The sequence below is a fragment of the Nocardia takedensis NBRC 100417 genome (assembly GCF_000308695.1).
GTDB lineage: Bacteria > Actinomycetota > Actinomycetes > Mycobacteriales > Mycobacteriaceae > Nocardia > Nocardia takedensis.
Genome location: NZ_BAGG01000069.1, coordinates 1 through 13,453 on the forward strand (window position 1 = coordinate 1; position 13,453 = coordinate 13,453).

The 13,453-nt window shown below is 70.1% G+C and carries 14 protein-coding genes and 1 pseudogene; 6 read left to right on the plus strand and 9 right to left on the minus strand.

Going from position 1 to position 13,453, the window contains the following annotated elements; all coding sequences use genetic code 11:
- Positions 1–508, minus strand: a 508-nt coding sequence (locus tag ON30_RS15355) for a hypothetical protein (protein ID WP_040707811.1), incomplete at its 3' end; no start/stop codon positions are given.
- 110 nt (positions 509–618) lie between these two features.
- Here ON30_RS15355 and ON30_RS15360 point away from each other — a divergent pair.
- Positions 619–1,251, plus strand: coding sequence for a hypothetical protein (locus ON30_RS15360; protein WP_051029395.1), 633 nt, complete (start codon positions 619–621; stop codon positions 1,249–1,251).
- On the opposite strand, the gene ON30_RS15365 is transcribed toward ON30_RS15360, so the two are convergent.
- From ON30_RS15365 to ON30_RS15385, 5 genes are all read right to left on the minus strand, one after another.
- On the minus strand, positions 1,252–2,214 hold the full coding sequence (locus tag ON30_RS15365; RefSeq protein WP_051029396.1) for an alpha/beta fold hydrolase: 963 nt from the start codon (positions 2,212–2,214) through the stop codon (positions 1,252–1,254).
- Positions 2,215–2,308: 94 nt separating this feature from the next.
- Complete coding sequence (locus tag ON30_RS15370; protein WP_040707830.1) at positions 2,309–3,943, minus strand: MFS transporter; 1,635 nt, start codon at positions 3,941–3,943, stop codon at positions 2,309–2,311.
- Complete coding sequence (locus tag ON30_RS15375; protein WP_040707813.1) at positions 3,940–4,347, minus strand: DUF7144 family membrane protein; 408 nt, start codon at positions 4,345–4,347, stop codon at positions 3,940–3,942. The genes ON30_RS15370 and ON30_RS15375 overlap by 4 nt, the downstream gene beginning before the upstream one ends.
- A gap of 113 nt (positions 4,348–4,460) precedes the next feature.
- Positions 4,461–4,982, minus strand: coding sequence for a DinB family protein (locus tag ON30_RS15380; RefSeq protein WP_040707815.1), 522 nt, complete (start codon positions 4,980–4,982; stop codon positions 4,461–4,463).
- A 273-nt stretch (positions 4,983–5,255) separates the two neighbouring features.
- Positions 5,256–5,882 carry a hypothetical protein gene (locus ON30_RS15385; RefSeq protein ID WP_040707816.1) on the minus strand — a complete coding sequence of 209 codons (627 nt, stop codon included), beginning with the start codon at positions 5,880–5,882 and terminating at the stop codon, positions 5,256–5,258.
- A gap of 210 nt (positions 5,883–6,092) precedes the next feature.
- Between ON30_RS15385 and ON30_RS41735 the strand changes: the two genes are divergently transcribed.
- On the plus strand, positions 6,093–6,221 hold the full coding sequence (locus tag ON30_RS41735; RefSeq protein ID WP_281004731.1) for a hypothetical protein: 129 nt from the start codon (positions 6,093–6,095) through the stop codon (positions 6,219–6,221).
- A gap of 10 nt (positions 6,222–6,231) precedes the next feature.
- On the opposite strand, the gene ON30_RS15390 is transcribed toward ON30_RS41735, so the two are convergent.
- Both ON30_RS15390 and ON30_RS15395 read right to left on the minus strand, forming a co-directional pair.
- Positions 6,232–6,957: a hypothetical protein gene (locus tag ON30_RS15390; RefSeq protein WP_040707817.1), complete on the minus strand. Its 726-nt coding sequence runs from the start codon at positions 6,955–6,957 to the stop codon at positions 6,232–6,234.
- Positions 6,958–7,350: 393 nt separating this feature from the next.
- On the minus strand, positions 7,351–8,178 hold the full coding sequence (locus tag ON30_RS15395) for a helix-turn-helix domain-containing protein (protein ID WP_051029397.1): 828 nt from the start codon (positions 8,176–8,178) through the stop codon (positions 7,351–7,353).
- A gap of 450 nt (positions 8,179–8,628) precedes the next feature.
- On the opposite strand from ON30_RS15395, the gene ON30_RS15400 reads away from it, so the two are divergent.
- Positions 8,629–9,858, plus strand: a complete 1,230-nt coding sequence (locus ON30_RS15400) for an alpha-hydroxy acid oxidase (RefSeq protein WP_040707818.1) — start codon at positions 8,629–8,631, stop codon at positions 9,856–9,858.
- A 19-nt stretch (positions 9,859–9,877) separates the two neighbouring features.
- Here the strand turns inward: ON30_RS15400 and ON30_RS15405 are convergent, their stop codons facing one another.
- Positions 9,878–10,843, minus strand: coding sequence for an aldo/keto reductase (locus tag ON30_RS15405; RefSeq protein ID WP_040707819.1), 966 nt, complete (start codon positions 10,841–10,843; stop codon positions 9,878–9,880).
- A gap of 406 nt (positions 10,844–11,249) precedes the next feature.
- Here ON30_RS15405 and ON30_RS15410 point away from each other — a divergent pair, with 406 nt between their 5' ends.
- The 3 genes and pseudogenes from ON30_RS15410 to ON30_RS39195 all read left to right on the plus strand — a co-directional run.
- The gene (locus ON30_RS15410) at positions 11,250–13,022 is read left to right on the plus strand and encodes a hypothetical protein (RefSeq protein WP_245554060.1); all 1,773 of its coding nucleotides are present in this window, start codon (positions 11,250–11,252) and stop codon (positions 13,020–13,022) included.
- Positions 13,019–13,201: a hypothetical protein gene (locus ON30_RS15415; RefSeq protein ID WP_040707823.1), complete on the plus strand. Its 183-nt coding sequence runs from the start codon at positions 13,019–13,021 to the stop codon at positions 13,199–13,201. The genes ON30_RS15410 and ON30_RS15415 overlap by 4 nt, the downstream gene beginning before the upstream one ends.
- Positions 13,198–13,453 (plus strand): annotated as a pseudogene (locus ON30_RS39195) (hypothetical protein); the annotation flags it as partial. The gene ON30_RS15415 and the pseudogene ON30_RS39195, both read left to right, overlap by 4 nt.

Sequence of the window (13,453 nt, forward strand, 5' to 3'; positions counted from 1 at the left end):
CCCATACCCGCGGCGTCGGATCGGTGATGTCCAGCAGCGCCTCGACGTGGAACTCCGGATCGAGCAGTCGCAGCGCGGCGCGCGCGTGGCCGTGCACGTGGTGGCGCAACCTGTCGCGGATGGCCTCGACATCGTCCTGACGCGCGTGGCCCGGCTGCTCGGGATCGACGCCGATCGTCCACAGCGCGCCCGCCTCGAACGACGGCGGCGCGGTGACGAGACCGGGACCCGTCGTCTCCTCGAGTGGCGTGGACGGCAGCCCGCGCCGGGTCGCCAGCCAGGTCCGGTACTCCCACCACGCGACGGGGACCGCGTCGAGGGTCAGCCCGAAGGCGATCCGCTGCTGTCCGTCGGTCCAGGTGCGCGCGACCCGCGTGCGCCCGACCCGGGCCACCCCGCCCGATTCGACGCGGGACCAGGTCGGCTCCTCGCCCTCGAAGCCGTAGGGCCGGAGCAGTTTTCCCGTCTCGCGCAGCAGGCGGCGCAGTGCCGTGTCGGGGCTGACCATCAGAGCAGCCTAGAAGTAGCCCCCGACACATTCGGATGGCCGACCCGCCTCGCCCGGGTAGCGTGGCCGGCGATCGTGGTGCGTCGTCCGCACCCGCAGAGAGGAAACCGGTGGTATCCGCGGCGCTCATCGCTTTGGCCGTGCTCCAACTCGCCCTGACCGCGCGCCTCGGCGACCCGCGGCCCTGGCCGGTGCCGCGCCGCTGGCTGCTGTGGGCCGTCGGCATCGGCTTGGCCTACGACTCCGCGATGGTCGGGCTCGGCGCGTGGATCGGCGCGGGGCCGACCCTGGAGGCGCTGAGTTGGTGGCGCTTCTTCGGCCACGCCGTGCTCACACCGCTGCTCGTGGTCTGGGCCGCGTGGCGCTACACCGCCTCGACCAAGGTCCGGGCGGGCGCGGTGGCGCTCGCCGTCGCACTGATCGTCTGGGGGCTGCTCGCCGACGTGCGTGGCCACGACCTGGTGCCGCGCGAGTGGGCCGACACCTTGCGCTACGCCGCCGACCATCCCGCGCCGCCGATCCCCGCCGTACTGGTCGTGTTCGTCCTGGTGGTGGCGGGCGTGCTCGCGCGGCGTCGCGAACACCGGTCGGAACTGCTGTGGGGTTCGCTGATCATGGTGGTGGCGGCCGGACTCGGACCGGTCGCCCCGCCCTTGGGCAATCTCGGCGAAGCGGTGCTGTTGGCCGCGATCGTCGCGGCCGAGCGGTCCGCGCCGCGCGCGAGGTCGAGCGTGCCCGCCTGATCAGAACGGGCGCAGGATCTGTGCACCCGCGACCGCCGCGACGTCGCTGAACTCGGTGTTCGGGTAGAACCGCGCCGTGGTCTCCCCGAAGACGTAGTCGTCGGCCCAGCCGATCGCGAGCGCGTCCAGATCGGCGATGTTGCGGGATTCGGGGACCCCGCACAACAGGGTGCCCAAGGTGTCGGAGCTGTTGCCCTCGGCGTCGGTGTGCACGCCGCTCTTCAACCGGACGCCGAGATAGGGCCGATGCAGGTAGGTCCGCATGGAGGTGGTGCCGCTGCCGAAGTTGTTGCACAGCGACGGCGTCGCCGAGATCGCGCGGATCGGCAGATCGGTGGGGTCCAGGTCGCGCAGCGACGGGTCGGTGTTGTTGTCGAGGAACGAGGTCACCGGGTCGAGCAGGATCAGTCCGCGCAGGCCCGGCCAAGCCGCCGGGTAGGCCCGGCGTAGTCGGTCGGCGGCGTAGGTGACCGCCTCGGCCCCCGCCGAATGTCCGGCGAACACCATCCGGTCCGGCATGACGATCGGTGCGTGGTCGGACGCGCGGGCCGCCTCGGCCAGACTCCTCGCCAGCGTGCCCGACGGATCGTCGGCTTCGCCGAACAACGCCGTGACGTTGTCGAGGAACGGCCGGTTGCCGGTGAGGTTCTGCAAGGTGCAGCCGTCGAGGTCGAAGAACGGCAGCGACGGTGTGAACACGGCGTAGCCTGCCTCGGCGAAACTTTCGGCCAGTTCCGCGACGTTGCGGTCGGTCCTGGCGAAACCGTGTTGCAGCCACAGCAGCGCCTTCGGCTGCCCGGCGGGCAGGAACCACTCCGAGTCCTGGTGCAGAACCCCCGAACCGCAGGCGATCTCGATGTCCTGGCGGTGGTGGTAGGTCGGTGCGGCGGAGGCGGCGGGTGCGGCGAGCAGGGCCCATCCCGCGGCGACGGTGACGATCAGGGCGGGAAGGCGACGTCTCATCGGAGCTCCTGCGGCGGCTGCACTGGTGATTCGCGCGGGAGATCCGTCCGGGCCGCTTCCGAATGGGATCACTCGGAGCGTATCGGAGCCTTGTTCAGGGCGAGTCCGGTTTCCGCGTCGACGGGTTCGCCGCACTCCGGGTCACCGGCCGCGCGGGGATCGATCCGGTGCCGAACAGTGCCAGGACCGCGAGCAGCGCGGTGACCGCGAACGCCACCTGCAACGCCTCGAGCCGGGCATCGGAATTCACCGTGAGGATGGCGTCGGCGGCGGCCGGATCGATGCCCGCGTCATCGAGGGCGGTCGTGAGTTGGGTGTCGGACAGGAACGGCACGCCCGCGGCGAGATCGGTGGTGGCCTGTTCGCGGACCGAGGTCGGCACGGCCGGGTTGTGCTCGATGCCGTCGACCACCCCCGTGGTCAAGGTGGTGATCAGGATCGAACCGATCAGGGCGGTACCCAGGGAGGCCCCCAGCTGGGAGGCGGTGTTCTGGAGTCCGCCGACCTCCGAACTGCGCGAATCCGGCACCGCGGACACGGTGACCGCGCCGAGTTGGGACGACAGCGCGCCCAACCCCGACCCCATCAGCAGCATCGGGATCGCCACGACGGCCGCGTTCGCGCCGGGGTCCATGCCCGCGGCCAGGATCAGCACCCCGACGATCATCAACGCCAGCCCCACCCGGACCACCCGGCGCGGAGAGGCTTGCGGCCGGAAGCGCGGAATGCCGGTCGCCGCCGCGATCAGCGCGATCGACAGCGGCAGGATTCGCACGCCGGTCTCGAGCGCGCTGAGTTCCAGCACCACCGACAGGAACAGCGGGACCGCGAAGAACACCCCCGCCTGCACGAGGAACTGCGCGAAGAACATGCCCGTACCGCCGACGAGTTGGCGATTGCCGAACAGCGAGGGGTCGATGAGCGGGTCGCGGCCACGACGCACGAGCCGGCCCTGTCGGCGCACGAACAGATACAGCGCCAGCAGGCCGCCGAGCACCAGCCAGATGACGGGGGACAGGCCGAACAAGGCGGGGCCGTCCGCTTCGGGGCGCACCCACCCCCACTCGCTGGATCGCAGCACCCCGAAGACGATCGCGCCGAGTCCGACCACCGACAGCGCCGACCCGACCGGATCGAGGCGGACCCGTTCGGTGGGCGCGTCCTCGATCCGGCGCAGCACCGCCGAGATCAGCACCACGATCACCACCTCGCCGAAGAAGACGTAGCGCCAGGACGCGAACGTGGTCACCGCGCCGCCGAGCAGCGGACCGACCGCGACCGCCATCGCGCCCGCCGCCGCGATCAGGCCGTAGGCGGCCGCTCGGCGTTCGGGCGCGAAGTTACCGGCCACGAGCGCGACGATCGCGGGCATGATCAGGGCCGCGCCGATGCCCTCCAGCAGCGACCAGCCCAGCAGCAGGATCGGCAGATTCGGCGCGAGGCCGGTGAGCAGGGAACCCGCGGCGTAGACGACCAAGCCGATCCCGAAGGTCCGGCGGCGGCCCAGGACCGCGCCCACCTTGCCGCCGGTGATCATCAACGAGGCCATGACCAGCGTGTACAGGGTGATGGCGGTCTGGATGCCGGTGATCGTGGTGCCCAGATCCGCGGCGACCGTGGCCATCGACACGTTCATCACCGAACTGTCCAGCGTCATCAGGAACTGCCCCGCGGCCAGCACGACCAGGACCAGCGAACTCGACCTGCGCGTCGGCGGCAGCGGGGTCATGTCCGCGGTTGCCACACGGCTGCCCAGATCACCATCACGCACGAGGAGATGACCAGCAGCGACCACGCCGGGTAGTACGGCAGCGACACCACGTTCGCGACGATCACCAGCGCGGCCACCAGCACCGCCGAACCGCGGCCGGACCGGGTCCCGAACAGCAGACCGAGTGCGCTGAAGACGCCGCCGACGCCGAGCAGCAGGTGGATCCAGCCCCAGGTGTCGGTGTCCAAGGAGTAGAAGTCGTCGGCCTCGGCCACGTAGATCGCGTTTCCCGCCAGCGCGACGGCGCCTTCGAGCACCGACAGCACCGACACCACCAGCAACAGGACCGAGGCGATCACGGATATGCCGGTGGCCACCCCCTGCATCCGGGCGGAAACGCGAACTGCCGAGTGGTTGGCCATGAGACAACTCCTGCGGGGCGATAGCCGGTCCCGCCGAGTGTCGCCCGCCCGTCGCCGCCCGGTCCTCACCTGATGCGGGTGAAGTGAAGTACCCGCGTTCGCTGCGCGCGTCGCTACGTCACCGTCGACGTCGTCGGTTCCGGCGGAACAACCCCACGGATCTGCTCGCGCAGGATGTCGCCGTGTCCGGCGTGCCGCGCGAAATCCTCGGACAAGAGCAGGTAGACGAACCGCAGATTCACCTCGCCGAGATGCGGGTGCGTACGGACCTCCTCGAGGTCGTATCGCGCGGCGACGGCGCGCGAGCGTGCGCTCGCCTCCTCGAATTCGGCGATCACCTCGGCCACCGATTCGGTGTCCGCGACGACGAAACTGGTGTCGCCCGCGACGGTTCCGCCGCCGCACTCACTTCTCGGCACACCGCCCAGGATGTGCTGGAACCAGATCCGTTCGGCGACCGCGGCGTGTTTGAGCAGGCCGATCGGCGTGGTCGGCGAGGCCACCAGTCGGCGACGGGCCTCGGTGTCGGACAGTCCGCGAACGGTGTTGATCAGTTCGGCGCGGTTGCGGTCGAGCGCCGCTTCGAGCGACGCGCGTTCGCCGCCGGTGGTGACGGTGGGGATCGACCAGGTCATCGTGAACTCCTTCGGTGTTCGAATTCGGCTGGGTTGGTGCGGATTTCGGGCACGCCGGAATGCCCGGCGACGGGTTTGCGGCTGTGTGGAACATTCGGTGATGTGCGGAATCGCTGAATCGCGCTGGCGGAGAGAAGTGGCGGCCCGAAGTGCCGGGTGAATCGTGAGCCGCGAATCGGCGTCACGTCGCGGGGGTCGCGCTGGACGGTGCCGAGAACTCGGCCGCGCGTGACCGAGACTACCCGGCGCGCCGGGCGGCCGCCGAACCGAGGGTCATTCGGGCGCGATCTGCCCCGCGCGCGCCCCGCGCAGTCCGAGTCCGCGCAGTTCGAGCGCGGCCAGATCACGGACGATCCGCTCGTCTCCCCGTCGCCACGCATCCACCACCTCGGCGTCGACGCGCTTCAGCTTGCGCAGCGGTTGATTCGCGAGGGCGCGCAACGCGAGCAGGTCCAAGCCCGCCGGATGGGCGCGCAGACGCTTCGCCGCGGCGGCCCGGCGCATCCACCGGATCCGCCGCGGCAACCAGCCGAACAGCACCAAGGCGAGCGGGATGATCAGCACGGCGATGGTCGACGCCAGGGCAAGGTCGTCCACGAACGCCTGCTGGTCGGCTCCCGCCTCCGCGATCCTGCGGGCTGCCGCGGCGGCCCGCTCGAAAGGCGAGGTGAGATCGTCGCCGACGACCGGGATGCGGTCGGCCCGCTCACCCGCTTCGGTCAGGTTCTCGGCCAATCCCGCGCCCGCGTCCTCCAATTTCCGCCCCGGCACGGCGAGTTCGCGCACCAAGTCGTGGAACCAGAGCGCGACGCGCACCGACAGATACACCCACGCCACGACGAGCAGATCCGTGACCACTTGCCGCAGCATCACCGGAAACCGGTCGGCGTATACCTTCACCGTGTCCGGATTCCCCGCTCCGAGATCGGTTAACGGACCCGCGGGTCCGTTGCAGGCTCACGCTTGGTCGCCGGTGACCATCGTGACATCGCCGGATGGTGTGTTCTGGCGTCGGACTCGCCAGAACTTCCGCGGATTCCAGCTGGCGCAATTTCGAGGTTGAAGGATTACCGTCACCGGAATGGCTATCTTCTCAGCGAAGCCCGCCGTGTGACTGTGTTGCCATACCCGCCGTCCGCGGCGGTCGGTTCGCTGAACGTCGAAGTCGCCCGAGCCCAGTTCGTCGACGTGGAGGCCGCGCTGAGCACTGCCGAACCGCCCACCTCGGGGTCGTTCTGAGATCCGCTGGTCAGGGCAGGGAAGTGATCGCGGACCAGGCTTGGCCCTCGCCGAACCGCCAAGCCGTGACGACGGGGTGCGGGATGGCGCCGTGCGACGGGTCGGACTTGCCGAGGTGGAAAGCGCCGTAGGCGCGGGCCGAATCCTCCGTGCGGAACAGGTCGCGCAGGTGATCGGCCACCGCGCGATCCCCGAGTGCGGCGAACCGCCGATCCCAGTCGTCGGCCAGACCGTGCGCGACCTCGAGTGCCGCCAGATGGTCGGGACCGCGGTGCGTTCCGGTCAGCGCGCGCATCGCGTCGAACAGGGTGCCGTCGGTGTGGACGCGGAAGATCACCTCCGGTCCGCTGTCGATCAGATCCTCGGGCGCGAGACCGCGCCCGCTCATGCCACTGCCGAACTCGCGACCCGTCAGGCCGTCCGTCAACCCCGGCAGACCCTCGTCGTCCGCGCGCACGATCGACTCACCGAGATCGATCGTCCACTGCGCAGCGAACCGGTCCCACCCCTGGAACAGCTCACCCAACCCTGGAATCGCCTCGAACGGCGGGCCCACGACCTCACCGGAGGCGAACAACTCCGGATCGAACCCCTCCTCGAACAACTCGTAGGACAGGTCGGGGCAGGCGTACCAGGCCGCATACCGCCCGGAATCCTCCAGAATCGGGCGGTCGAGGACGAGCGAGAACGCCTCGGCGAGAGTGGCGTCCCAGGACGTGGGGGCGAGGGCGGGCATCGAATCTCCGGATCGAGACGGAACATGAACCCGCACAGTCTCGCCCATCCCCCCGACACACCCCCCACCGAGTACGCGATCTCTCTCCCGCGCGCGCCGCGGCGGCATCGCCTGCCGGCAGCAAGTCGGGAACGAACGCGCACCCCGCGCCGCGCCGCGAACCGGGAACGGCGGGCCGGGGGTGCGCGGGGTGGTCAGCCGATACCGAGGTCGATGCCGAACATCACTTGCAGCCACCTGGTGAACACGGCGAGCCCGGCGCCGAAATCTGCTCCGAAGGAACCCATCTTTCTCATCTCCTCGAGATGCGGATCGAGTGTCTCCCCGACTTGCCGGCCGAATTCCGTGGCTCCGACCCGCGCAACCCACGCTCTGTGTCGTTGGGTGACCTGTCTATCGTTCCCGCAGGTCCAGATGTTTCCGAACCGTCGACAGGTCATGGTCGCCGAACCTCTGGGCGGACTCGCCTCCGATCGCCGCAGGAGTGGGGGCGGCGTCGGTCGGGATCAGGGTGTACATCCACCAGTGTCGGCGGGGGAAGTCGAATTTGAGGCTGGCCGCGTGCATTTCGCGGGTGCGTCCGGTCTCCGGATCGTTGACGAGCACGGTCGGGCGGGGGATGTCCTGCGGCGCGACCTCGGTGCCCCACAACTCGGCCCAGTCGGGCGCGTCCTGGCAACGGGCGACGATGGCGGCGATGCGTTCGGGCGGCACCAGCCCCGGACCCATGATGCGCAGCGTGTAGACCAACAGGTGGGTCTGCCTGCGCCACTGCGGCAGCGATTCCCGGGCGGCGGGGTGCAGCATCATCCATTCGATGAGGTTGACGCCGGGTTCGCAGCCGGGAAAGAACCGGGTGAAGGCCGCGTTGGCGGCCAGCACGTCGAAGGTGGGCTGGGATTGGAAGCAGGCCGGGTGCGGGATGCTGTGCAGGACGGCGAGGTCGGCGGGCAGCACCAGGTCGGCTTCCCGACCGATCTCGGCGTTGAGTCGGGCGGGCAGGGTCAGGCTCATGATGTGGTCGCGCATGGTCGGGGGGACCTCGAGCGCGTCGAACAGCGCGGCGAGCGCGTCCTGGGTCGGTGTGCGCGAGCCCTGCTCGATCTTCTGGATGAGCGCGGGGGACACGGCGGCGGCCTTGGCCAGCGCCGCCCTGGTCATGTTCGCGGCCTCGCGGCGTTCGCGGATGTAGCGGGCGATCGTGTGTAGCTGGTCGGCCACTCGGGCCTCACCTGCCTTCGGAGGTGTCGAAGTGGGACGAATTGGGACAGCGGACATGTTTGACCATGCTCGTCGCGTTGCGCAAAACTCGGTTTCGCCGTCCGGACGCGGACGGACCGAAGGGGGATGCGGTGCGGGTCACCGCGGGGTCGTGTACGCGGGAGGGCGTCGAGGCGATTGGCGGTGACCCGTATCTGTGCGGCGTGCGTCGTGCCGGGACCGGTCGGGTCCCGGCACGACGCACGTCCGGGCATCGGCGGTCCGGAGGGGACGGCACGTCCGCGTCGACGGAAGTCGATACGTGTCGACCGATCACCGGTGCCGTTCGGCGCGCGGGCGGTCGGGACACGGCCCGGCCGCCCGCGCGGTCGGTTCGGAACTACGCTCGTCCGGGTCCGCGCACGCGGACCGCCGGGCACGCGCGCCGCATCCGAGGACTAGGCAGGCCGAATGAGAAGACAGTTCCCCAAGCCCCGCGACCTCGCGCCGTTGCTGCGGTTGGACAAGCCGCGGGTGGGGGTGCGCCGTCGATTGGAGGCGGCCCTCACCATCGAGGACCTGCGCCGCATCGCCCGGCGTCGCACCCCGCGCGCCGCCTTCGACTACACCGACGGCGCGGCCGAAGCCGAGATCTCCCTCGAGCGGGCCCGTCGGGCGTTCCGCGAGATCGAATTCCATCCGGCGGTGCTGCGTGACGTCTCCCGGGTCCGTACCGGTTGGGAGGTGTTGGGCGGACCGGTGGCGTTGCCCTTCGGCATCGCGCCGACCGGGTTCACCCGGATGATGCGGACCGAAGGCGAATACGCGGGCGCGCGTGCCGCGGGTCGCGCGGGCATCCCGTTCTCGCTGTCCACCATGGGCACCGCCGCCATCGAGGACGTCGCCGCCGCGAACCCGAACGGTCGCAACTGGTTCCAGCTCTACATGTGGAAGGACCGGGACCGCTCGATCGCCCTGCTCGAACGCGCCGCCGCCGCGGGTTTCGACACCCTGCTGGTTACCGTGGACGTTCCGGTCGCGGGGGCGCGCCTGCGCGACACCCGCAACGGGATGTCGATCCCGCCCGCGTTGACCCCGTCGACCGTGCTGGACGCGCTGGGGCGACCGCGGTGGTGGTTCGACCTGCTCACCACCGAACCGCTGGCCTTCGCCTCGCTGGACCGCTGGTCGGGCACCGTCGCCGAACTGCTCGACGTCATGTTCGATCCGACCGTGGATTTCGCGGATCTGGCCTGGTTGCGCGACCGGTGGCCCGGCAAAATCGTGGTGAAGGGCATCCAGTCGCTCGCCGACGCGCGCGCGGTCGTGGCACTGGGCGTCGACGGCATCGTGCTGTCCAATCACGGTGGGCGACAACTGGATCGCGCGCCGGTTCCGTTCCACCTGCTGCCGGAGGTGGCCGCGGAACTGGGCCGCGACACCGAGATCGTGCTCGACACCGGCATCATGTCCGGCGCCGACATCGTCGCCTCGATCGCGCTCGGCGCGCGCTTCACCCTCGTCGGCCGCGCCTACCTCTACGGCCTGATGGCGGGTGGCGAAGCGGGCGTCGACCGGGCCGTGCAGATCCTGACCGGCCAGATCGAGCGGACCATGCGTCTGCTCGGCGTCGCCTCCCTCGAGGAACTGGCCCCGCACCACGTCACCCAATTGACCACCCTCGCTCCCCGTCGAAGGTGACCGTGACCGGGAGTTTTGATCAGGCGCGAGGGGAGGCGGTGATGCGGTCGATTTCCGCGAGGTCTTCGGGGGTGGGTCGCCACTGTCCGGCCCGCACGTTCGCCTCGACCTGTTCGGGGGAGGTGGCGCCCGCGATGACCGAACTCACCGCGGGTTGGGCGGCGAGTCCGCCGATGGCGACCTCGAGCAGGGTGATCGACCGCTGGGCCGCGAACTCCTCGAGTTGTTCGATGACGTCGAAAGTGGCGTCGGTGAGCACGGATTCGCGTCCCCACGCCTGGATCCGGCTGCCTTGCGGTGCGGGCGCGCCGCGCTTGTACTTCCCGGTGAGCAGTCCGCTGGCGAGCGGGAAGAAGGGGAGCAGCCCGATTCGGTACTGCTCGAGCGCGGGCACCAGATCGGCTTCGATTCCCCGTTGGAGCAGGCTGTACTCGTTCTGCGCGCTGACGAAGCGCTCCAGGTCGCGGGTGCGCGCGGTCCATTCGGCGTCGGCGGTCTGCCACCCGGTGAAGTTCGAGTGGCCCAGGTAGCGGATCTTGCCCTCGCGCACGAGGTCGTCCAGCGCGGACAGCGTCTCCTCGATCGGGGTCGCGGGGTCCGGGCGGTGGTACTGGTAGAGGTCGATCCAGTCGGTGCGCAGGCGGCGCAGCGACTGTTCCACCGCGCGGCGGATGTAGCGCCGCGACCCGCGCGCACCCCAGTCCGCGCCGTTGTCCTGGCCGAGCCTGCGCACGTCGTTGCCGAATTTGGTCGCGATGACGACGTCGTCGCGCTTGCCTTGGAGGATCTCGCCGATCCGCTGCTCGGAATCGCCGTAGGAGTCGGCGGTGTCGATCAGGGTGATGCCGTGGTCGAGCGCGGCGTGCACCACGGCCCGGCTCTGTTCGAGATCGAGCTTCATCCCGAAATTGTTGGTGCCGAGTCCGACGACCGAGACCGCCAGCCCGGAATTCCCGACACGACGCGGCGAAGACGACTCACCCATGGCTCTCCCGGTGGTTGAAGGACGCGGACCCCGCTAGACCCTACGGCGCGCGATCACCGGGAAGCAGAGTTCGGCTCACCTCGACTCGATCCGGTGTCGGGGTCGCGCCGTAGCACCGCACGGACAAGATCGTCATCACGGCCCTGCGAGTGCCCGCTCGAGTGGGCGGTTTGGCCGTGGAATGAAGGGGTAAACGCACGCTGCGGTAGGGTCCGCGACGTCGAATATCCGCACGTCACGCGACGCGGAACGAAGCCGCCCACCGCACCCAGTTTTCGTGATACCTTGCGTAACAGATATATAGGCTTCGCGAGGGAGGTCGGCAGTGCTCGACGACGTGCACCTGACGTGGACGGCGGCGGCGGGTAGTGAGGGCGGCGGCGCGGCCCTGGACCAGGTCGCGGCGATGACCGTCGGCGCGGGCTTGGTGGCGGCGGTGCTGCTGTGGATCGGCTACCTGCACCGCACCCGACGCATCACCTGGCTCGGCCGCACCGCGGACCGCCTCGGTCGCATCGTCAACCGCCCCGGTTGGGTGGCGCTGCCGCTGACGCTGTTCCTGGCCACCATCCTGACCGCGCTGCTCGGCTTCATCTGGGACGTGAGCCTGCACGTCGGCAACGGGCGCGACGCCGGACCGCTGGCCAATCCGGCCCACTACTTCATCCTGGTCGGACTGTTCTTCCTGTTCACCGCGGGCATGTCGGCGATCGTGCTGCCGCTGGACGAGAAGCCCGGCGCGGCGTCGGTGCGCATCACCCGCACCTGGTACGCCCCGGTCGGCGGCATCCTCATCGCGGGCGCGGGCCTCTACGCGCTCATCGGCTTCCCGCTCGACGACATCTGGCACCGCATCTTCGGCCAGGACGTCACGCTGTGGGGGCCGACGCACCTCATGCTCATCGGCGGCGCGGGCCTGTCCCTGGTCGGTGTGCTGCTGCTGGAATTCGAGGGGCGCAACAACCGTCCCGAACCCGAACGCGCGGACGGCCGCCTGATGTGGTGCGTGCGCGCCTTCGGCTTCGGCGGGTTGCTGATCGGCCTGTCGGTGTTCCAGGTCGAATTCGATTTCGGCGTCGAACAGTTCCGTCTGGTGCTGCAACCGATGCTCATCGTCGCCGCCGCCTCGGTCACCCTGGTCGCGGCCCGCCTGAGTCTCGGCGCGGGCAGTACCTTGGTCGTGTTCGCCTTCGCCGCCGCCGTGCGCCTGATCGTCGCGTGGCTCGTCGGCGGCCCGATCATCGACGCGCCGCGCAACGTTTTCCCGCTCTACCTCGGCGCGGCCGTGGTGGTGGAACTGCTGGCTCTGCTGCCCCTGGTCCGCAAGCCGCTGTGGTGGGGCGCGGTCACCGGCCTCGTCATCGCCACGGTGGGCATCTGGCTCGAATCGTTCTGGGTCGACGCGATGTTCGTCGACCCGTGGCCGAGCGCGATGTGGCCGGAACTGCTGGCCATGGCGGTGCCGGTCGGCGTCGCGGGCGGCGTGGTCGGCGCGCTGCTGGCCATCGTGCTGAACGGACAGCGACTGCCCCGCCCGGCGGTGCGGCGCGGACTGGTCCTGGGTGCGGTCCTGATCGCCGCGGCCGCCACTGCCAACGGCCTGATGATCGACGTGCCCGAACGCGCCGAAGCCGCGATCACGCTCACCGACGCGCCCGCGCACGCCGCCGGGCGCATGGTGCTTGCCGACGTGCGGCTCACCCCGGGCGATCTGGTGAGCGAGGACCCCGAATGGATCCAGATCCTGGCCTGGCAGGGCGGGATCGGCGGCGAAAGCCCCGGACGCGGCCTGGTGGTCGACCAGTTGCGCAGAGTGGGGGAGGGCCACTACGTCTCGACCGAACCCATTCCGGTGCACGGCAGTTGGAAGACAGTGCTGCGCGTGCAGGACGGCCGCATGCAGGCGGCACTGCCGGTGTTCATTGCCGCCGACCCCGGTATCGGGGCCGAGGAGGTCCCGGCACTGACCTCGTTCACCCGGCCCTTCGTCGCCGAGATCACCGTGCTGCAACGGGAACGGTCCTTCGACCACCCGAGTTGGCTGTTCGGCGCGGCGGGCTTGGTCGTGCTCGCGTGCAGCCTGGCGCTGATCTGGGCGCTGTCGTGGGGCGCGGCCCGCGTCAACGAGCGCTACGAGCAGCGGCCCGCCGCCGCACCGGAACCGGTCACCGTCGAATGAGCGAGCGCTACGGCGAGGTCGACGTCCTCGCCGATCACTCGATCCTGCTCGCGATCCCCGCGTTCCTGCCCGCCCTGCTCGTCGTCGGGGTGGTGGTGTTCATCGCGGTGCGCGACCGTCGCTCCGATCCCGACCACTCCGACGAAACCACCGACCCCGGCGAGGAGGACCGGCGATGAGAACACGCCGATACGCGGCCATCCTGTCGATCGGCCTGCTCGCGGCGGGTTGCGCGAGCGCCGACCCGGACCGCGCGACGCCGACCGCCGCCGACGCGGCCCCCGTGGTGGTCGACGTGCGGATCGCGGGCGGCCTCGTCACGCCCGTCGACGAACGCCGTGAGGCGCGCGTCGGTCAACCCGTGGAATTGGTGGTCGACAGCGACGCCGCCGACGAACTGCACGTGCACGCCACTCCCGAACACAGCTTTC